Consider the following 16570-nt stretch of genomic DNA (forward strand, 5'->3'; position numbering starts at 1 on the left):
GCGCCCAGATCAATGACATCGTGCTTGATCCGGCCACCCCGGATCTGTTCACCGCCGAGCTGTTCATCCCGCAAGCCGAGGGCGGCTGGTACATCCGCGAAGTGGGACTGTGGATGGATGACGGGACGCTGTTCGCCGTGGGCAACACGCCGCTGACCGAGAAGCCGGACATCAGTTCCGGCGCGGCAACGGACCTGCTTGTGCGGCTCATCATCCGCGTCCTCGATGCGGCCACGGTTTCCATCGAGATCGACCCGGCGCAGGTGCTGGCGACGCGGGAGTACGTCGACCGCAAGCTCGACGCGCACAACAAGGACGGCGGGGCGCACGAGACGCTGGCCCGCAAGAGCGTGCAGATCAAGGCCGGGACGGGGCTCACGGGCGGCGGCACTCTCGAAGCCGACCGGACGCTGACCGTCAAGTACGGCAACACGGCGGGCACGGCGTGTCAGGGCAATGACGTGCGCCTTGCCGACGCTCGGACGCCAAAGCCGCACAAGGCTACGCACCAGACCGGAGGTTCGGACGCCATCACGCCAGCGGACATCGGGGCCGCGGACAAGACGATTCAGATCAAGCCGGGCACGGGCCTCACTGGGGGAGGCACTCTCGAAGCGGATCGAACCCTGACGGTCAGCTATGGCACGGCTGCGGGCACAGCGTGCCAAGGGAACGACGCCCGTCTGAGCAATGCCCGGACGCCTACGGCACACAAGACCACACACAGGACTGGGGGCACGGACGCGCTCACTCCTGCGGACATCGGCGCGGCCCCTGCTTCGCATACAAGCGTGGAGGCTACGGATACCGTGTTGGGCCATGCCAAAGCCTCCCAAACAACGCCAAAGGCCGCCGGAACCGCCGCTGTAGGTACGGAGAAAAGCACGTTTGCACGGGGCGATCATATGCATCCTGCGCAGACCACGATCACTGGGAACGCTGGCACGGCGACGAAGCTGTCTACCGCCCGGACGATTGACGGCGTCAGCTTCAACGGTTCAGCGAACATCATACACTATGGAACCTGTTCCACAGCGGCGGAAACAGAGGCTAAGGCGGTCAACTGTACGGGCTTTGTTCTCGCAACAGGGGCACGCATCGCGGTGCGCTTCACGGTCACGAATACGGCAGCCAACCCGACACTCAACGTCAATGCAACCGGAGCCAAGGCCATCCGGTACAGAAATGCCGCGATTGCTGCGGGATACCTTGCCGCAAACAGGACATATGATTTCATCTATGATGGTACGTACTTTCAACTCATAGGCGATATTGACACCAATACGACATACGCCGTTGCTACTCAAGCAAAGAACGGCCTTCTTTCCGCAGCCGACAAGAAAGCTCTCGACTACTGCGAGGCCCTTCGGCTCTCCATGATCGGCGTTCCGCGCTACTGGCGCTCCACGACCCTGCCCGCCGGGCACGTCTGGGCGAACGGCGACCTCGCGCTGTTCGCAGACTGGCCCGAACTGAAAAAGATATACGATGCCGGAGGGTTCGCAGGGATGTTGCTGGCGTATAACGCGAACTCCGCCACCATCGCAGCTAACCTCGGAAAATGGCGACCAAATGCTGCTAACCCTACGGGATTATACGTTCCTAACCTAAGCGAACAGTTTTTCCGAGGGTGGACGCCTGGGGCGGGCCGGGAAGCGGGAAGCTGGCAACAGGATGCTGTTGAAACGGGAATAACCTCCATATATTGCGAGCCGATGGGAGGCTATGGGGATAACTATCCTGCTACAGTTACACTAGAAGGGAATGTCTCTCTGCATGATACCGGCTACGCAGACAGTATTATAGTATACATGACAGACATTGGTACACCAGTCGTTCACCGTAGATACTATATTAACCAGCGTCAGGCATTGGAAACACGACCTGTAAATATCGCTCAACCTTCCATCATCTATCTTGGCCTCCCTGCTTGAGTTTTTGTGACGGACTGCGCCTTTCCGAGGGTGGACGGGGGGAAGCCGTACAGCGGGTTCAGCGCAGGAGGACGCGATCCGCAACATCGCCGGTAAGCTGGGCGAAACAATCCACACGGAGCTTTTTGATGGCGCTTTTTATATTGGGAGTACAACCGGAACGCGTAGCTATCCAGAGGGAGGCTATACTGCTGGTTTCCCCTTCCTCGACGCCTCCCGTGTAGTCTCGACCGCTAATGAAAATCGTCCGGCCAACGTTGCGTTACCCGTGGCCTTGTATATTGGCCTCCCGGCCTAAGCGCGGAGGCCGAGATACAGGCAGACCGGGAGGTCAACCGAAGCTGGCATGACCGTAGGAGATGCTCCGTAGATTGGATTTGACCATGAAGCATCAAAATCCAACCTTACATCTCCTGCGCCGCTCACCGCATTAGTCGTCGTCGAGCCAGCGAGTGTCACTCGAAATGCTCCTGCGCTATTGGTGGTGGCTGGCTCACCACCAGCACCTCTTGTCCATGAAGCCTCACCCACACCAAAGCGCCCGCCCTGTATCAGTCTGCCAGCTCCCGACCTTTTCTGATGTTAACCCCGTAAAAAAACAACCTGTTACCGCAGGCAAGCCCGCCGGGTTTGTTGCCCCGGCGGTACTGCCACCCACCCAAGCTCGGAAAGGCTGCACTTGTGGAAAAAAGTCATGAAGGTACACCAAGATAGACAATTACGGGTATGTACACATGCGCAGGCGCAAATTCAGTGCCGGTATGCGTATCTCCCCAAGATCGGGAGGCATCAAAATCAAACGCGGTCTGCTGGCCGTTCATCGCCCCCTGTTGTGGATTTATACCGTCAGACGCACCTAGCCCGCTCAGAACTCCTGAGGACTCCCAGACATACGAGCATATATCAAGGTCAATTTTACCCGTAAGCGCCCGCCCTGTATCAGTCTGCCAGCTCCCGACCTTTTCTGATGTTAACCCCGTCCAAGCTCGGAAAGACTTTTATCAATAAAAAACCATTAACCATAGGAGATAGTTATGACCATTCCTCAACTTCATATGTATGATTTGAAGACTGGCGAATACACTGGCAGCCGTGATGCCACTCAGCGTCCGAATGGCGAGTATATTCTTGAGGCGACTGGCGCGACGCCCGTTGCTTTGCCCGCATCCATCCCCTCCGGCCATGTCGCCCGCTGGACCGGGGATGCATGGGAGACGGTGGAAGACCACCGCCAGCACATGGACGAGCGTGGTCGCAAGGAAGGCGGGACGCAGTACTGGCTTCCCGGCGACACGTGGCGTTCCGAGCCCCGGTATACGGAGGAGCTTGGCCCGCTTCCCGATGGTGCGCTTTTGACGAAGCCCGAACGTCCGCTCTCCGAGTACCGTGACGACAAGCGGCGTGAGGTTGCCGCGGGCTATACGGCGGCGCTGACGGCAACCCTGACCATGCCCGCGGCAAACCCTTCCGCCGTGGAAGTGGCGACGGAGGCGGCTCTCCTTGCCGCTGGTGACGCCGCCGGGCTTGAATACGTGCAAAGCATCCTGAGCGCCCGGCGTGACGAGCTGTTCGCGCTTGTTGACGGCGCGGCCAGCCGTGAGGATCTGGAGCGGATAGAGATCGCCTATCCCGTTTGAGTCTTGTTTGCTCTTCGTCGTGCTTCCCCGGAAATCCCTTTGGGATAACCGGGGAATTTTTATATAACATATTGAAAAAATTATATATTTGTTGACAAACGAGGCCTGCATGGTATCTTTTTATCAAGTAATTCAAGTAATTTACATAAAAGGAGCCAAGCATGTACAACGCTTCGTTTTATCCCACGCCGCCCGAAGTGGCGGAGAAGATGCTTGCCAAGGTGGGCAAGCTCTACGAACGCTCGATCCTCGAACCCTCGGCAGGGAAGGGCGACCTTGCCGATGCCGCCGTGGGAAAGCTGGATCGGTATTACAACCGCTGCCGTGAGGTGGTGCACTGCATCGAGATCGAGCCGGAGTTGCAGGCCGCGATCCGGGGCAAGGGCTATCCGCTGGTCGGTACGGACTTCCTCACGTTCTGGCCGGACGAGAAGTATGACCTGATCATCATGAACCCGCCGTTCGCCAATGGCGAAGCGCATTTGCTCCATGCGTGGGAAATCCTCGACCATGGGGACATCGTGTGCCTGCTCAACGAGCAGACGCTTCTGAACCCCTGCACGGAGAATAGGAAACTGTTGGCCACGATCATCGAACAGCACGGAGAGGTTGAACACCTCGGCAGTTGCTTTGCCAAGGATGCCTTCCGAAGTGCGCAGGTGTGCGTTTCGATGGTTCATCTGCACAAGAAACGGGAGGAGCCGGAATTTTCCTTTGATGTCGGCTTTGGCGAAGAGGACGCCGCCGTTTTCAGCGACGGCTCCCGGTTCGAGAGTGAGGTTGCGACGCGGGACACTGTTGGGAACCTCGTGGCGCAGTACGGGCGTTGCCGTGAGCTGTTCGTCCAGATCGCGCATCTGGCGCAGGAGCTTGCCCACTACGCCGAGCCGCTCGGCACGGACGGCGGGGAAACGGTCGGGGCATCGCTCAAGGAGTTGATGCGGCAAAAGCCGACCCGCAGGGCGCAGGAGTTGGCGTACAACCGTTTCGTACGATCCCTGAAAAGGAGTGCATGGCGGGAGGTCTTGCGTCTGACCGATGTACGGAATTTGGCGTCCCACGGTGTCCAAAAGGAACTCGACAGGCTCTTGGAGAGCAACGAGCACATGGCGTTTTCCGAAGAGAATGTCTACGCGCTCGTTGAATCCATTTTCCTGAACCGTGGGACAATATTGCAGCAATGCGTGGTCGAGGCATTTGACCTCATGACCCGGTACTATGACGAGAACCGCATCCACATTGAGGGATGGAAGACGAACGATGCGTGGCGCGTGAACCGGCGTGTCGTCCTTCCTCGCATTGTTGACGTATGGTACGGTGGAGACGGGCATCTGACTTACGGCGATACCCGACAGAATTTGAACGACATAGACCGGGCGCTGGCTTTTCTCGAAGGCAAAAAGCTGGAATCCGTGCCGCGCACGGCTGTATGCGCCTTAGAGGAGCATTTCAAGGAATACGGTCCCGACTTCTCAGGCGTCCTGTTCGAGAGCACCTACTTTGAGATGCGCTGCTACAAAAAGGGGACGCTGCATATGTACTTCAAGGATAAGGAGCTTTGGGAACAGTTCAACCTGACCGCCGCGCGCGGCAAGAACTGGCTCCCGGACGATGTGAAGGCACGGGAGCGGGAGGCTCGCGCCCGGAACAGGCGGGCCGACCAGTACGGCCTCCCGCTTTCCGCCTGACCGAAGGCCCCGCCGAAACGCGGGGCTTTTTTTTATGTATTTTATTGAAAAAACAGGCTTTTTCTCTTTACAACCGAGAGTACTATGGTACTAATAATTCATGCGATTTCAACAACTTAAACAATTTAACCCAAAGGAAGACAACATGAACAACGCTACCCTCATCGCCGAACGTGATTCCCTCCGCGCCGCCTTCATCCGCTACATCGCTCTTGACCAGTTCATTGGCTGCGGGTGCAACCCCGACGACTTCGACGCCCACTTTGAAAACATGCAGGACGCCCTGCGCGGCGGAGCAATGAGCGAAACCGTCAGCAGCCTTTCTTCTTCCATTGAAGACGTCGTGTTCGACGTACTGAACGAGTGCGAAACCTTCCAGACCGAAGCCGAGTAACCGAAACGGCCCCGCCCACCGGGGGCCAGAACCTCACCCCAAAAAAGGAGCCAACTATGACCCGCCAAGCTATCCGTCTCGCAGTCGAACTCATGGACATTGCCCATCAGCGTCAGATTGAAGAAAACTTCATTGTTTTTGCCGGAAAACAGTGGATCGACGGCGAGTTCTCTCAAGCGATGGCCGAGAGCCATCCGGTTTTCACCGACTTTATGATGGAGCTGTTGGACAGCCATGAGGCCCGCGACATTTACGACGCGCTGAACCTACTCGAAAGCGCTGCCTAACTGAAACGGCCCCCGTGCCACCGGGGGCCAAACCTTAACCCCCAAAAAGGAGCCAAGTCATGTCAGCCATCTCTTTCCGCCAGTCGTTCCGCATTGGCCAGCGCGTGTGGGCCAAATTCGTAAAACTGAACAAGAACAACATGCTCTCAGAATACTACAAGGAGTGTTCGAGGGTCGGTGGTTGGGACTGGAGCCAGTGCCGCATCGAGAAGGTGCTTGAGATGAGCGCCGAGGAGTACGATGCCTTTTCCATTTCTTTGATGCACTCCAGACCGGGATTCAGCGAGTACGGCGGTTCGGACAGCGACAGCCCGTATAAGCCCAACCGTTTTTTTCAGTTCCAGTCTGATGAGGAGAAGGCGGACTGGCTCGCCAAGCTGTTTCTTGGCGTCATCCTTGTGACAGCCCCCGGACGTGAGCCGCTGGCGGTCGATCCTGAAGGTTACAGCTATGCCCGGTATGTCGGCATCGGCGTCCGCGTATCGCCTCCAATGGTGCGCGATCCCGGCAATCCCGTGGGACGGTGGCTGGTCAACGGACGCGAGACGGCGATAGTTGAAAGCGTCACTCCGGCCCGTTCCGGGACTCAAAACCATGTCCGTCTGATCATGTATGACGGAGAAGGCAAATATGCAGGCCGGACAGACTACTTTGTGCGGGCGGGGCGTTCCATCAGTTTGGGGCATTGGAGTTGGGCCTTCTCGAACCCCGACTACGAAAAAGTGTCTCCGGGGGCGCTGGCCACAATCATTGAGGAGTGTGACGCCCTTGACGCGGCATTGAAGCAGCTTGCCGAGGCCGAGTTTGTAGCCAGACGCCGGAAAGAGGAGAAGGCACGGGCCGAGTTTACGGCGCGGAAACCGGAGTGGGCCAAGGCGGTCGTCGTGGCCGAGCTGCGCGAGAGCGATAACGACCCTATGAGCGACTACTACGGGAGTTATCAAACGCGCCGGGTGTTCCTCGCATGGTCGAGTACGGATCGGGATGGCTTCGTGGAGATGCGGAAGGCTGCGGCCTTGTTCCCGCCCACGGCTGATCTTGCGACCGGGCCGAAGGACTATGAGCACCGGGAAAAGTACAGCATGGGGAATGGGTACTATCTGGCGGCGGAAGACTTCGACCGCGCCGGGTGGAAAGTGAGGAAGCTCTCACTTGTATACCCTCCCTACGAACTGGAATGGGAACCGAAGGAGGCGAAGTAGCATGGGCTGGATAGAGCTGCACCGGAAGCCGGGCGAGGACGACAAGGCGTTTTTTGCCCACGAGCTTGGCCCCGGATTCGTCGTCGAGGATGCTTCCCGGAACAGGGGAGAGGAGGCCGTCTACCTCGCCATCCGCTATGCATCGGGCGAATGGGAAGGAAAGACCGTAGGTATGGTGGCGCTCTACAGCGAGTCTCCGAGCAGGTTCCGCTACACGATAATCGAGGAGGGCCTTGGCCCCTTTGCCCGCTCGTGCCCTCCGCACATCCTGGATCGGCTTTCCCCCGTTGAGGAGCTTTACCCCGAAGGGAGCTTTGGAAGAGAGCACGCTGCCAGATGGCGAAAGATGTGCAGAGGATAGCGAGAAGCCCCGCCGAAAGGTGGGGCTTTTTTATGTATTTTATTGAAAAAACTGGCTTTTTTTCTTTACAACCGAGGGTACTATGGTACTAATAATTCATGCGATTTCAATAACTTACTTAAAAAGGAGAATCCCATGCACACCGACATCGCTTACAACAGCCTCCCCGTTTCCGAGCTTCTTGCCGAGTTTGACGAACGCTGGCCTCAAGCAGCCAAAAAGGACATGGATGAAGCTCAGAGAGTGCTGGATATGATTTTGGATGGTGGATATGCGAAGATGGGCGCGAACATGCGGAGGCTCCGCAAGGCCATCTTTGATGACAAGTCGGACGTTAATGAAATGTTGCTTGATTACCTCAACCGTGCTGCCAAGCGGTATGCCCGGCTTACCGGCATCACCGGAACTACCTGTTCTCGTGGAAAGTATGACAGCCTTCTCCGTACTCGGGACAGCAGCGGGCGTGCCACCGCGCGCAAGGCGTACTAGTCACCTCTGACGGCCCCCGTGCCACCGGGGGCCCGGACCATCCGCCCAAAGGAGCCAAGTCATGTCAGCTATGGAACAGTTCACCGAAGCGTTCTGCGAAAAGGCCATATCCGTCTTCATCATACTGGTCCCGGAGATCAACAACGCGGAAAGTGAAGCCCGCGAAGCCGCGCTGGAAGCCATGCGCGACTGCTGTATAGGAATCATCGGACGTGTACGCTCGGAAGCGGAGGAAGCCCCGTGGCTTGCCGAGGCGTACATCGCTGCAGGCATCCTCGACGTAGCCGAAGCCGGGAAGAAGGCTTTTGCGGATTATCGGAAAACCCATATGACTTGATTTTTTGTGTAATTTTATACACAAAAACTGTTTACAATGTGTAGTAAAATGTGTATATTCTTTGTAACAGGAAGGGGCCATGAAACGAAAGGACATCCTGAAAAAGCTGGCAGAGGCAGGATTTACGGTTCAGGAGGGCGGCAACCACACACGGGTCTACGACAAGAATGGGCGGTATGTATCCGCAGTCGGCAGACACACGGAAATCCCCGAACGAACCGTGAAGGAAATCGAAAAGCAAACGGGCGTCAAGCTGAGATAACCCAAAAGCGCGGGGAGGGAATCCTCCCCGCAGGAGGGCATATATGACTTACTACTTCTCCATTTTCCTCCCCGTGCGCGAGGGTGGATACGCCATCTTCTTCCCGGACTTCCCTGAAATCGCGTCGGAGGGGGAAACGGTTGACGAGTGCATGGTCATGGCGCAGGACGCCCTTTCCATCACCGTCGAGGAATACGCGAAGGCCCGCCGCGAGCTTCCCGCGCCTTCGACGCTGGAACAGGTACAGGCCGTGGCGCAGAAGGAGCTTGAGGACGAAACAGTGGACGCTTCCCGGCCCCCGCTGTTCCAGCTTTTCGGCGCGCCCGATATGGATATGACCCCGGTGCGCATCAACATCAGCCTCCCCAAGTGCGTGCTGGAGGGGCTGGACCGCAAGGCCAGCGCCCGGGGGATGACACGTTCGGCGCTCATCGCCAAGGCTGCACAGGCGTATATGTAACGGGTTGATGCGCTGATAGAGGGCAAAGAACGAAGCCCCCGGATGTTTGTCCGGGGGCTTCGTTCTTTGGTGCCAAAAGTCAGATCTGTTTTGCATTTGACAAACAGAAAGACAAAAATTAAATCATAATGAAGCTGTATTTTAAGACGAGGAAAAAGATTGATTTTCCTGCTATGGCTACTCGATGGAGGTAGCCATGACCGAGGAGCTGCAACGCATGATAGAGCAGGCCATAGTTGAGGTGCTGGCGGAACGGCGCAAGGCGTTGGGCCTGTCGGCGGAAGAATTGGGCAAGCGGGTATTTCCCGGAGCTTCAAACGCCCGAATGAAGGTACAAACCCTTACACAGAGGCAGGGGAATGGAAAACCGCGCAGCCTCAAGGTTGGTGAGTTCATAGCCCTGTCCAAGGCATTGGAGCTTGATCCTGTCAGAGTCTTGGGTAAAGCATTGGATCGTTTTGAGGAAACCCGAATTTAATTTTTGCGGACGTGCATGACAAAGGCCGTAATTTACGGCCTTTTTATTTTAGTTGATTGATTTAAAATAAATCTATTTTTTCTTGACATAAGATTTAAAATAAATCTATATCGGAGTTGCTGATGATGAAGCGTCAGTTCGGTTCATTGACAATCAGCCCCGATGAAACCCTAGAGTCTAGGCGGGCACGGCGCTTAGGTGCGGGTGGAGGGCACGGTCGGCTTTTGGCTGCCGTGGAAAGGTGTCAAAGGATAGGAGGGACTATCCAACAAGGGGAGGCGAAAGCCTCCCCTTTGTCTAGTGCTGGATTAATCTGGCAATGCGGTCACGGTTGAATAGTGGGGGTTCCGTCTTTGTCCACAATAATTTTGATTTCCGACCCGTTTTTTTCGGAAAAGCCGATGCAACCGAGAGGGCCGACTTGGACGACTTCATTTTGAGAAAACCACCCTTCTGCCGGCTTCATGGACAGATGGGCGAAGTAATCCGTCATATGTCCTATGAAATTTTTAACGCCTCCAGTTCCATGTCCTTCAAATTGTACAAACACTTTGTCGGGTGTACTTGTAGGGCCGAAGAGGAGATGGCCGTCGAAACCATTGTCAGCCTTGGTAAGGTCCTTGCCGTATTGCTGACCCGCTCCCGGGTAGTGGCTTGAAGATCGGCGGATACCATCCCAAGTTGACAGTTGAAGGTTATGATTGCCTTCGATTGTAACGTGAGCACCGTAGAGCATGGCCGTGTATAATTTTTTTCGGCCACCTTCCGGCAGTTTTTCAAGAAGATTCTTGAGAGAGGGTGGCAGTGCGTCTTGCGCCTTTGTTAGCGTAGCAGGAGCTAGTAGTGTTACAGCATTCAGAGAATCGGCTGTTTCCAGCCTGTAGGCAAGCTGGGCGGGCAATCTGTACAACTTTTTGAAGGTGTTGTTGATAAGATTGGTTGGCCCTTTTATTCCCAGAAGATCTGCCCCTGTAAGAAACAGGGAGCAAGCTGCACCAATGCCGGTACCCTTCAAAAGAGAGCTTGCCGTAAATTTGGCGGCGGCGAGGCCGCCCACAGGACCGGAAATGGCTGAGGGGATATAACGGAGGGCGCTTTGAACCATTCCCATTATGGAGAAAGATTTCTTCGCCGTCCCGCCTTGTTGTGCAATTAAAGGTTGTGTGTCGGTTGGCTGCAACCTTTGTGATGCCTCTGTAGAACGTATACCCTGAGACATATGTTTACCTCCGCTTATCAGGCGCGAATCATGGAAGTGGTATAAGGCACATCCATGTCCTGATTTTTCGGCAACATGTTTTCAATTTCCCCAGAGCGATACGCCTCATGCCAGAGAGTGAAGGACGCTGAGAAGTTTCGAGCGATTTCGGCTAATTGTTCGGGCGTCATTGTCTCGGAGGTGACTAGGGAGTGAAAAATGATCTGGCTTGTTTCGCTGTTGGCGGCAAAGAAACAGCCTTGTGTAGCGACGCCGTAGGCATGTACGTTGAGCAAAAGCTCAAAAAGGGGATAGAGCGTCTCCTTGTCGGGATAACGGCAGAGAATGCCCGTAAAGGCAATCAGATCCACATCAGGCATTTTTTCCATGATGATAGGTTGTTTTCCCTCAAGAGAGATCTCTACCGACAGGGTATCCGGGGTTATAAAGCTGTTGTCGATGCTCAAACTCTCTAGTGTTTCTTTAAAGAGATCATAGAGTTCCATAGTTCCCCCGCTTGTGAGATGCACGTTAATTGATACCTGTCTCTTTTGTACCATTTTTTTCTCGTGAAAAGCAATAAACTATAACGCACTCTGTATCATACCGTTTGCCTTTGGAGAAATAACGATGTTTCGCGTGATGCCTTTGATCGTGGCCCTTGCGTTCCCGCTTTCGGCCCATGCGTGGTCGGCCACCGTGCTGGACGTGCATGACGGCGACACGATGACCGTGGCGCCGATGAACGACGTCCGCGTTCCGATGAAACTTCGGCTCTACGGCATAGACGCCCCGGAGCTGGAGCAGATGGGCGGCCAGCAGTCCCGCGATCACCTCCTGTCGCTCGTGCGGCCGGGGCAGGGCGTTGAGGTGATCAAGATGAGCACCGACAAATACGGTCGCATGGTCGCGCTGGTGGCCACGGACAGGGTGCTCAATGCCGACATGCTGGAAGCGGGGCAGGCGTGGGCGTATCCGGCCTTCTGCAACGCCCCTTTCTGCAACGGCTGGAAGAAGCTGGAGCAGGACGCCAAAGAAGCGCGGCGGGGCCTCTGGTCCCGAAAGAACCCGACCCCGCCGTGGAAGTGGCGGCAGAAGCGGAAATGAAGAAAAGCCCCGGATGTTCATAGGGGCTTTTGTTTCAAAATTGGATTTTTAAGCAGAGGGTCGTTCTTCATCCTCTCACTTTTGAGTACGAACCAATAATATTGATATTTTTATCAATTAGTAATAGTGAAAATAAATTTTGTCATTTGGATCTTCTTCATATGGAGCATTTAAATCTCCACCCATAGCTTCTATTTGCTGCGCATATAAATTCTGAATAAGTTTTATTTCATCAGACAGCCAATATACGTACAAATCATTATCTAATCTTTTGATTGCATAGCGCCAAAATGCAAATGAGATAACTGCTCCTGAAAGTATTATAATTGCGGTGTCATTGGAAACTATTCCAATAGACATGATAATAATAAATATCATGATCGATTTTATATTATATTGTTGGCGTAATTTTGATTCTTTTTCCCGTATAAGGTTCGCAATAGCTCTATCCCTCTTTCTCTTTATATCGTCAATACTTAAGGATTTATCATCAATATTCATATGCTCTGAACTCCATGATTGTTAAGGAGTTGATAAATGGATATGTTGCAATAGAATATCATTCTAATTATTTTTGATGATTTTGAGTTCGCCTTCGATATTGAGTTCACCTTTAACGGGTTCACGCATATTCATGTGCGGAGTAAGGCTGTCGGGCTTTATGTTCATTTTTTTAGCGACAGCAGCCTTGAGTTTTTTCTCGTCCACTTCACCGTTTTTACTTTTGAATTGGTCTCGCATTTCGGCCCACAATTGCAGGTAGTTGAGTTCCTGTTTGGTAAAGCCGCGCGGGGCCGCATCAATCGATTCCCATATCTTGCCTTCCGTTTTTCCGTTCATGCCAAGTCCGTCAGGAATATAAACCACACGAGCAAGTTGCAATTCTCCAAAAGAGTTTGCGGCCTTCTGGCAATTCATGGTCACGGTGACGATATGAGCTTTAGATTCTTTTTGTGCTTGCGTAGCCACCGCTACGGCAGTGGCTGCAAGATCGGCCTGAGTCGCCTTGCTTTGGTCTTCGGCGGGGATAATAGTGATATTCAGGCGGTTGCGCCCGTTACGTTCATCTTCCTTATATGCAAGAACATTGATGGCTAGAGGGTGCCCTATGGGATTTTCTACCTTGGCTTCCTGAGACGTACCGCCGCCGAGTTCTGATTCGATACTTCTTCTATAAGTCTTTATTTCTTGAATATTTCCAGATGCATACGCCTTGCCAAGATCTTCAAGGAACATAATGGCAAACCCGAGCCCCATTTCGACATCGGCAGTTTCATCTTTCAGTTTTTGGACTTTGAGTAGCCACTCTGGGCCGGGATTCCCCTTTGCTTTATTAAAACCGTGCTTTTTGAATACAGGAGAGTCTTTGAATGATTCAATTTGTTGAAAAAGTTTGGTTCCTTCCTCTCTTGCCTCTGTATCTGTCATTGCGTAGGCCGCTTGGAATGCGCCAAGCAGAAGACAAAAGGCAAGGAAAATGTGCCCAGTGGTTCGCTTTACCATTTTTATCCCCCTCATTGATACGGCCCTACATGCCACAGTCGGTAACACCACTCGCAGGTCTGTCCGAGGTGGCATGTTGAGGATTGTCCCGGCGAGTCTCGGTGGGCGTCACCACGGCGCTCACGGACTCGGCCAAGCGTTTGTTTTCCTGTTGTAGCGAGATCACCTGCTTTTGGCTGTTTGCCAGTTCTTCGTGGAGTGTAAGGAGCTTTTGGGTTAGCTCCGTTTTTTCGCGTTCTAGCTCATCCATGCGAGTGTCTACGATTGGTGCAGGTTTGCGCACAGGCGGACTTGGGGGAGATGATTCCGTTTCATCAAAAGGCTCTCCTTCCCCCGTAACGAGCCATCGGTATGAAAACCCCATTTTTTTATGGAGTGTTTCCAAGTCTTCGGCACTAGGCCATTGTCCTTTATCTTCCCATGCTTGTGCTTTGCCTGTCGAAACATCTAGCCATTTGGCAAAAGCTCTTCGTGAAGTACCAAGAGTAGATGAATCTGGGTGCTTTAAAAAATAATCATAAATTATTTTATATAGATGTGAAAAATCTTTTGCCATGTGAATATTTTTAGTTTGCAAATTAAATAAATTTAGTTTATAAAATATTTATATCAGCAACAAACTACAGCAACAAACTACAGCAACCAATACCAAAACAAAATTAAGGGGGCAACGACAATGACTGTACCAAGAGCTGTACGCTGCCGGGAATGGATGCAGGAACACAACATCACGTTTCCTGCGCTGGCAACACAACTGGGCATGAAGAGTGATACTGGGCCGCGTATGCTCATTGCGAGGGAGACTATCCCTGTGGAGCGTTATAATCAGCTCCGTGCGCTTGGATTTCCCGAAGAACTTCTTCCTATTCCGCTTGATATTCCCCGTGGCCCGCGTCCGAAGGAACCTCGATTCCCCGGTCTGATGGAACCCCATCAAGAGGCGAGTCATGTCTCCTGAGACTAAACAAGTTTAACCCGGCATCCCGCCGGAATCACGCAAACGGAAAGGAGAGTTTGGCATGAAAGAAGGCACTCCGAACATCGGGGCAGTCTGCCAGCGGCTTGCCAAGCACGCCCCGTCAGGGCTGTCGGCGGAACAGATCGCCTATCGGCTCGGGCGTCCGTACAACACGCTGATGTCCGAGCTTTCGCCCCTGCGGGACACGCACAAGTTCGACGTGAATCTGTTGATACCGCTCATGCGGCTGGCGGGCTCCACGGAGCCGCTGCACGAGATGGCCCGCGCCCTCGGCGGGGTGTACGTCGACTTCCTCCCGGTGTCGGACGCAGCGCATCCGGTGCATGGCCAGTGCATGGCCTCGGTGAAGTCGTTCGGGGACATGATGGTCGGCACGGCGAAGGCGCTGGAGGACAACATCATCACCAGCGAGGAAAGAAGGGAACTCGCCCGGCTCGGCTACAGTGCCGTGGGCGACATTTTGGCCCTGCTGCTCCAGATCGACGAGGCGGAGGCCCGAGATCGGGGCAGGGCGTAAAAGAACGCCCCCGGAGTTGCGGGAACAACGCCGAGGGCAAACATCCAGTGAGGACTGCTCAAATGGATAGAAATGAAATCTACACGGGCAAGGCAAGGCTTGTCAATCGCGGCAACGGTATCGTCCTGCGCTGCGCGACGAAGGGTGAGCTTGCGGCGCTGCTGTCGCTGCTCAGGGCTCTTTTCCCGCATGGGGGACGCATGAAGGATCTCATGGGGAGGGTTGCGGCATGAGGTACGTCATCGGAGACAGCGCCCGCCTCGTGACTCCCTATCGCGGTTACTCGTGGGTGACGATCATCGGCTACGAAGGCGACGGGTATTGCGTGGAACTTACTTCCGGCCTCGAAATCGTCGTCCGGGAAGACGAGTTGGAGGACGTATGAGCCGGAAAATCCGCGAACGCGCCATCCCGAAGTATAAGAAGGACTGGCCCGGCAAAACCCTTTTGATGAAGGAAGACTGCCCGATAAGGCACCGCCGTTGGGAGAAGCATGATCAGCCCTCGTTGCTCAGGAAAGGGGAACTTGTGACGCTCGAACGGTTTCTGGCAAAAAACGAAGCCCAATACATCGGCCATCTTGAGACGAGCCAGTGGGTTGAGGAGGGACAGAGGGTGATCAAGCTCACTTGGACGTGCCCGACCTGCGCCGCCCGTCATGAGGACTACATCCCCGAATCGTTCATCCGCCAGAAAAAGGCCATTTTCGTTGAAGTCACCGGAACCGAAGGAGAGGAAGCATGAGCGTCATCAACCAGTCGGATATCGAACACATCGACGAAGCGTTGCGGAAGTTTGCCAATCAGAAAAACATGAATGGTTTTGCGGCCATCCTGATCGGCTTCACGGATGAGGGTGATCACACATGCCTCATTGCAAAGGGTGAGCTTAATCGGGTTGATATGCTTTATTGTTTTAGCAAGGGAATACAAAACTTGTTTGAAAGAATGGACGCCCTCAAGCAGGACGGGGGTGTGCAATGATGCCGCTGGACTGGAGCGAACACGCCAAGCTGGAGCGTGGTGCGGCCCTCCCCGTGGACGAGTCGTTGCTCGTGATGCTCCGTGAACGCCGCAAGGGGCCCGAACGTGTGGAGGCCACTGAGATAACCTTGGCGGAAGACCCGCTGTTCGCTATCGAGCGTCGGATCGAAGAGGAAGGCGATGACGGCGAGACGCGGCTCACCAGCCGGATAGAATACGTCTTCTTTTCCTATGAGGAGGCAGAGACGTACTTGGAGCAGTTCAAGTATCGGCTGCACGGCTGCCGCCTCACGGTGCTTCCGACCTTTGGTTCTCTCAAGCGCGTCCTTCGCGCCGGGGAGTTCCTTGACGAAATCGAACGCCGTTTGGCGGAAGGAGGCCACGATGGAGCGGCATGAGTTCGACGCGGCCTACGCCCGCATCTGCTCCGTCTGCGGCATGAAGACGCAGACGGAGCTTTCCGCGTATCTCGGCATCCGCCAGAGTTCCATCTCCGACGCCAAGCGGCGCATGATGATTCCTGCCGCGTGGCTGTTGACCCTTTTGACCCGCGAAGGCGTGAACCCTGCGTGGATTCTGACGGGCGGAGGTTCCAAATTCTTGGTTCCGGCCTCGTTGCCTCCGAGCGCGCCCACGCTGCTGCTGGCTCGCCTGGCAGGGCCGGAGCTGGAGCAGCGCATCCGGGCGGGGCTGATAAGCGTGACGGAATGTATCGCCGAAGAAATCCGGGCTCTCGCTGAGGGCAAGGAGGAGA

At 54.6% G+C, this 16570-nt stretch carries 25 protein-coding genes; 20 read left to right on the forward strand and 5 right to left on the reverse strand.

Annotation, left to right across the window (positions count from 1 at the left end):
• The 12 genes from T370_RS0117785 to T370_RS0117840 form a co-directional block, all read left to right on the forward strand.
• Positions 1–1934: phage tail protein (locus T370_RS0117785; RefSeq protein ID WP_029436534.1), on the forward strand; the 1934-nt coding region annotated here is incomplete at its 5' end.
• Between the two features lie 1034 nt (positions 1935–2968).
• Complete coding sequence (locus tag T370_RS0117790; protein WP_029436535.1) at positions 2969–3571, forward strand: hypothetical protein; 603 nt, start codon at positions 2969–2971, stop codon at positions 3569–3571.
• Between the two features lie 161 nt (positions 3572–3732).
• Positions 3733–5259 carry a DUF4942 domain-containing protein gene (locus T370_RS0117795; protein ID WP_029436536.1) on the forward strand — a complete coding sequence of 509 codons (1527 nt, stop codon included), beginning with the start codon at positions 3733–3735 and terminating at the stop codon, positions 5257–5259.
• Between the two features lie 145 nt (positions 5260–5404).
• Positions 5405–5653 carry a hypothetical protein gene (locus T370_RS0117800; protein WP_029436537.1) on the forward strand — a complete coding sequence of 83 codons (249 nt, stop codon included), beginning with the start codon at positions 5405–5407 and terminating at the stop codon, positions 5651–5653.
• Positions 5654–5709: 56 nt separating this feature from the next.
• Entirely contained in the window at positions 5710–5940 is a 231-nt protein-coding gene (locus tag T370_RS0117805) for a hypothetical protein (RefSeq protein ID WP_029436538.1), read from the forward strand.
• A gap of 59 nt (positions 5941–5999) precedes the next feature.
• Entirely contained in the window at positions 6000–7142 is a 1143-nt protein-coding gene (locus tag T370_RS23800) for a hypothetical protein (RefSeq protein ID WP_051643893.1), read from the forward strand.
• A 1-nt stretch (position 7143) separates the two neighbouring features.
• Complete coding sequence (locus T370_RS0117815) at positions 7144–7503, forward strand: hypothetical protein (RefSeq protein WP_029436540.1); 360 nt, start codon at positions 7144–7146, stop codon at positions 7501–7503.
• Between the two features lie 135 nt (positions 7504–7638).
• Complete coding sequence (locus T370_RS0117820) at positions 7639–7992, forward strand: hypothetical protein (RefSeq protein WP_029436541.1); 354 nt, start codon at positions 7639–7641, stop codon at positions 7990–7992.
• A gap of 61 nt (positions 7993–8053) precedes the next feature.
• Positions 8054–8329, forward strand: a complete 276-nt coding sequence (locus T370_RS0117825) for a hypothetical protein (protein WP_029436542.1) — start codon at positions 8054–8056, stop codon at positions 8327–8329.
• A gap of 79 nt (positions 8330–8408) precedes the next feature.
• Positions 8409–8591 (forward strand): type II toxin-antitoxin system HicA family toxin, encoded by a 183-nt coding sequence (locus T370_RS0117830; RefSeq protein ID WP_029436543.1) that lies wholly within the window; start codon positions 8409–8411, stop codon positions 8589–8591.
• A gap of 43 nt (positions 8592–8634) precedes the next feature.
• Positions 8635–9051, forward strand: a complete 417-nt coding sequence (locus tag T370_RS0117835; RefSeq protein ID WP_029436544.1) for a type II toxin-antitoxin system HicB family antitoxin — start codon at positions 8635–8637, stop codon at positions 9049–9051.
• Between the two features lie 196 nt (positions 9052–9247).
• Positions 9248–9529, forward strand: coding sequence for a hypothetical protein (locus T370_RS0117840; RefSeq protein WP_029436545.1), 282 nt, complete (start codon positions 9248–9250; stop codon positions 9527–9529).
• Between the two features lie 325 nt (positions 9530–9854).
• On the opposite strand, the gene T370_RS0117845 is transcribed toward T370_RS0117840, so the two are convergent.
• Positions 9855–10748, reverse strand: coding sequence for a hypothetical protein (locus T370_RS0117845; RefSeq protein WP_029436546.1), 894 nt, complete (start codon positions 10746–10748; stop codon positions 9855–9857).
• A gap of 17 nt (positions 10749–10765) precedes the next feature.
• On the reverse strand, positions 10766–11233 hold the full coding sequence (locus tag T370_RS0117850; RefSeq protein ID WP_156034459.1) for a type III secretion system chaperone: 468 nt from the start codon (positions 11231–11233) through the stop codon (positions 10766–10768).
• A gap of 136 nt (positions 11234–11369) precedes the next feature.
• Here T370_RS0117850 and T370_RS0117855 point away from each other — a divergent pair, with 136 nt between their 5' ends.
• Positions 11370–11834, forward strand: a complete 465-nt coding sequence (locus tag T370_RS0117855; protein WP_248604280.1) for a thermonuclease family protein — start codon at positions 11370–11372, stop codon at positions 11832–11834.
• A gap of 117 nt (positions 11835–11951) precedes the next feature.
• Here the strand turns inward: T370_RS0117855 and T370_RS0117860 are convergent, their stop codons facing one another.
• The 3 genes from T370_RS0117860 to T370_RS25195 all read right to left on the reverse strand — a co-directional run bounded on the left by T370_RS0117860 (position 11952) and on the right by T370_RS25195 (position 13893).
• Positions 11952–12335, reverse strand: a complete 384-nt coding sequence (locus T370_RS0117860) for a hypothetical protein (protein ID WP_029436549.1) — start codon at positions 12333–12335, stop codon at positions 11952–11954.
• Positions 12336–12398: 63 nt separating this feature from the next.
• A complete protein-coding gene (locus T370_RS0117865; protein ID WP_029436550.1) occupies positions 12399–13337 on the reverse strand; it encodes a DUF4875 domain-containing protein in 939 nt (312 codons plus the stop codon).
• A 25-nt stretch (positions 13338–13362) separates the two neighbouring features.
• On the reverse strand, positions 13363–13893 hold the full coding sequence (locus T370_RS25195) for a hypothetical protein (protein ID WP_156034461.1): 531 nt from the start codon (positions 13891–13893) through the stop codon (positions 13363–13365).
• A 463-nt stretch (positions 13894–14356) separates the two neighbouring features.
• Here T370_RS25195 and T370_RS0117875 point away from each other — a divergent pair, with 463 nt between their 5' ends.
• The 7 genes from T370_RS0117875 to T370_RS23085 all read left to right on the forward strand — a co-directional run.
• Positions 14357–14833, forward strand: a complete 477-nt coding sequence (locus T370_RS0117875; protein ID WP_029436552.1) for a phage regulatory CII family protein — start codon at positions 14357–14359, stop codon at positions 14831–14833.
• A 62-nt stretch (positions 14834–14895) separates the two neighbouring features.
• The gene (locus tag T370_RS25565) at positions 14896–15066 is read left to right on the forward strand and encodes a hypothetical protein (protein WP_169739159.1); all 171 of its coding nucleotides are present in this window, start codon (positions 14896–14898) and stop codon (positions 15064–15066) included.
• On the forward strand, positions 15063–15218 hold the full coding sequence (locus T370_RS0117885; protein WP_005026973.1) for a hypothetical protein: 156 nt from the start codon (positions 15063–15065) through the stop codon (positions 15216–15218). Before T370_RS25565 ends, T370_RS0117885 begins: the two co-directional genes overlap by 4 nt.
• Entirely contained in the window at positions 15215–15577 is a 363-nt protein-coding gene (locus T370_RS0117890) for a hypothetical protein (RefSeq protein ID WP_029436553.1), read from the forward strand. Before T370_RS0117885 ends, T370_RS0117890 begins: the two co-directional genes overlap by 4 nt.
• Entirely contained in the window at positions 15574–15816 is a 243-nt protein-coding gene (locus T370_RS0117895) for a hypothetical protein (protein WP_029436554.1), read from the forward strand. The genes T370_RS0117890 and T370_RS0117895 overlap by 4 nt, the downstream gene beginning before the upstream one ends.
• Positions 15813–16214, forward strand: a complete 402-nt coding sequence (locus T370_RS0117900) for a hypothetical protein (protein ID WP_029436555.1) — start codon at positions 15813–15815, stop codon at positions 16212–16214. The genes T370_RS0117895 and T370_RS0117900 overlap by 4 nt, the downstream gene beginning before the upstream one ends.
• Positions 16201–16570: helix-turn-helix domain-containing protein (locus T370_RS23085; RefSeq protein WP_081847592.1), on the forward strand; the 370-nt coding region annotated here is incomplete at its 3' end. The genes T370_RS0117900 and T370_RS23085, both read left to right, overlap by 14 nt.

Origin of the sequence: Bilophila wadsworthia ATCC 49260, assembly GCF_000701705.1 — a bacterium.
GTDB classification, from domain to species: Bacteria; Desulfobacterota; Desulfovibrionia; order Desulfovibrionales; family Desulfovibrionaceae; genus Bilophila; species Bilophila wadsworthia.

Bases quoted from the DNA above. Each gene is read 5' to 3' on its own strand.
- T370_RS23800 (WP_051643893.1), top strand. From the start codon at position 6,000: ATGTCAGCCATCTCTTTCCGCCAGTCGTTCCGCATTGGCCAGCGCGTG.
- T370_RS0117875 (WP_029436552.1), top strand. From the start codon at position 14,357: ATGAAAGAAGGCACTCCGAACATCGGGGCAGTCTGCCAGCGGCTTGCC.
- T370_RS0117835 (WP_029436544.1), top strand. From the start codon at position 8,635: ATGACTTACTACTTCTCCATTTTCCTCCCCGTGCGCGAGGGTGGATAC.
- T370_RS0117855 (WP_248604280.1), top strand. From the start codon at position 11,370: ATGCCTTTGATCGTGGCCCTTGCGTTCCCGCTTTCGGCCCATGCGTGG.
- T370_RS0117825 (WP_029436542.1), top strand. From the start codon at position 8,054: ATGTCAGCTATGGAACAGTTCACCGAAGCGTTCTGCGAAAAGGCCATA.
- T370_RS0117820 (WP_029436541.1), top strand. From the start codon at position 7,639: ATGCACACCGACATCGCTTACAACAGCCTCCCCGTTTCCGAGCTTCTT.
- T370_RS0117845 (WP_029436546.1), bottom strand. From the start codon at position 10,748: ATGTCTCAGGGTATACGTTCTACAGAGGCATCACAAAGGTTGCAGCCA.
- T370_RS0117860 (WP_029436549.1), bottom strand. From the start codon at position 12,335: ATGAATATTGATGATAAATCCTTAAGTATTGACGATATAAAGAGAAAG.
- T370_RS0117840 (WP_029436545.1), top strand. From the start codon at position 9,248: ATGACCGAGGAGCTGCAACGCATGATAGAGCAGGCCATAGTTGAGGTG.
- T370_RS0117800 (WP_029436537.1), top strand. From the start codon at position 5,405: ATGAACAACGCTACCCTCATCGCCGAACGTGATTCCCTCCGCGCCGCC.
- T370_RS0117790 (WP_029436535.1), top strand. From the start codon at position 2,969: ATGACCATTCCTCAACTTCATATGTATGATTTGAAGACTGGCGAATAC.
- T370_RS25195 (WP_156034461.1), bottom strand. From the start codon at position 13,893: ATGGCAAAAGATTTTTCACATCTATATAAAATAATTTATGATTATTTT.
- T370_RS0117900 (WP_029436555.1), top strand. From the start codon at position 15,813: ATGATGCCGCTGGACTGGAGCGAACACGCCAAGCTGGAGCGTGGTGCG.
- T370_RS0117885 (WP_005026973.1), top strand. From the start codon at position 15,063: ATGAGGTACGTCATCGGAGACAGCGCCCGCCTCGTGACTCCCTATCGC.
- T370_RS0117890 (WP_029436553.1), top strand. From the start codon at position 15,215: ATGAGCCGGAAAATCCGCGAACGCGCCATCCCGAAGTATAAGAAGGAC.
- T370_RS0117850 (WP_156034459.1), bottom strand. From the start codon at position 11,233: ATGGAACTCTATGATCTCTTTAAAGAAACACTAGAGAGTTTGAGCATC.
- T370_RS25565 (WP_169739159.1), top strand. From the start codon at position 14,896: ATGGATAGAAATGAAATCTACACGGGCAAGGCAAGGCTTGTCAATCGC.
- T370_RS0117805 (WP_029436538.1), top strand. From the start codon at position 5,710: ATGACCCGCCAAGCTATCCGTCTCGCAGTCGAACTCATGGACATTGCC.
- T370_RS0117830 (WP_029436543.1), top strand. From the start codon at position 8,409: ATGAAACGAAAGGACATCCTGAAAAAGCTGGCAGAGGCAGGATTTACG.
- T370_RS0117895 (WP_029436554.1), top strand. From the start codon at position 15,574: ATGAGCGTCATCAACCAGTCGGATATCGAACACATCGACGAAGCGTTG.
- T370_RS0117795 (WP_029436536.1), top strand. From the start codon at position 3,733: ATGTACAACGCTTCGTTTTATCCCACGCCGCCCGAAGTGGCGGAGAAG.
- T370_RS0117815 (WP_029436540.1), top strand. From the start codon at position 7,144: ATGGGCTGGATAGAGCTGCACCGGAAGCCGGGCGAGGACGACAAGGCG.
- T370_RS0117865 (WP_029436550.1), bottom strand. From the start codon at position 13,337: ATGGTAAAGCGAACCACTGGGCACATTTTCCTTGCCTTTTGTCTTCTG.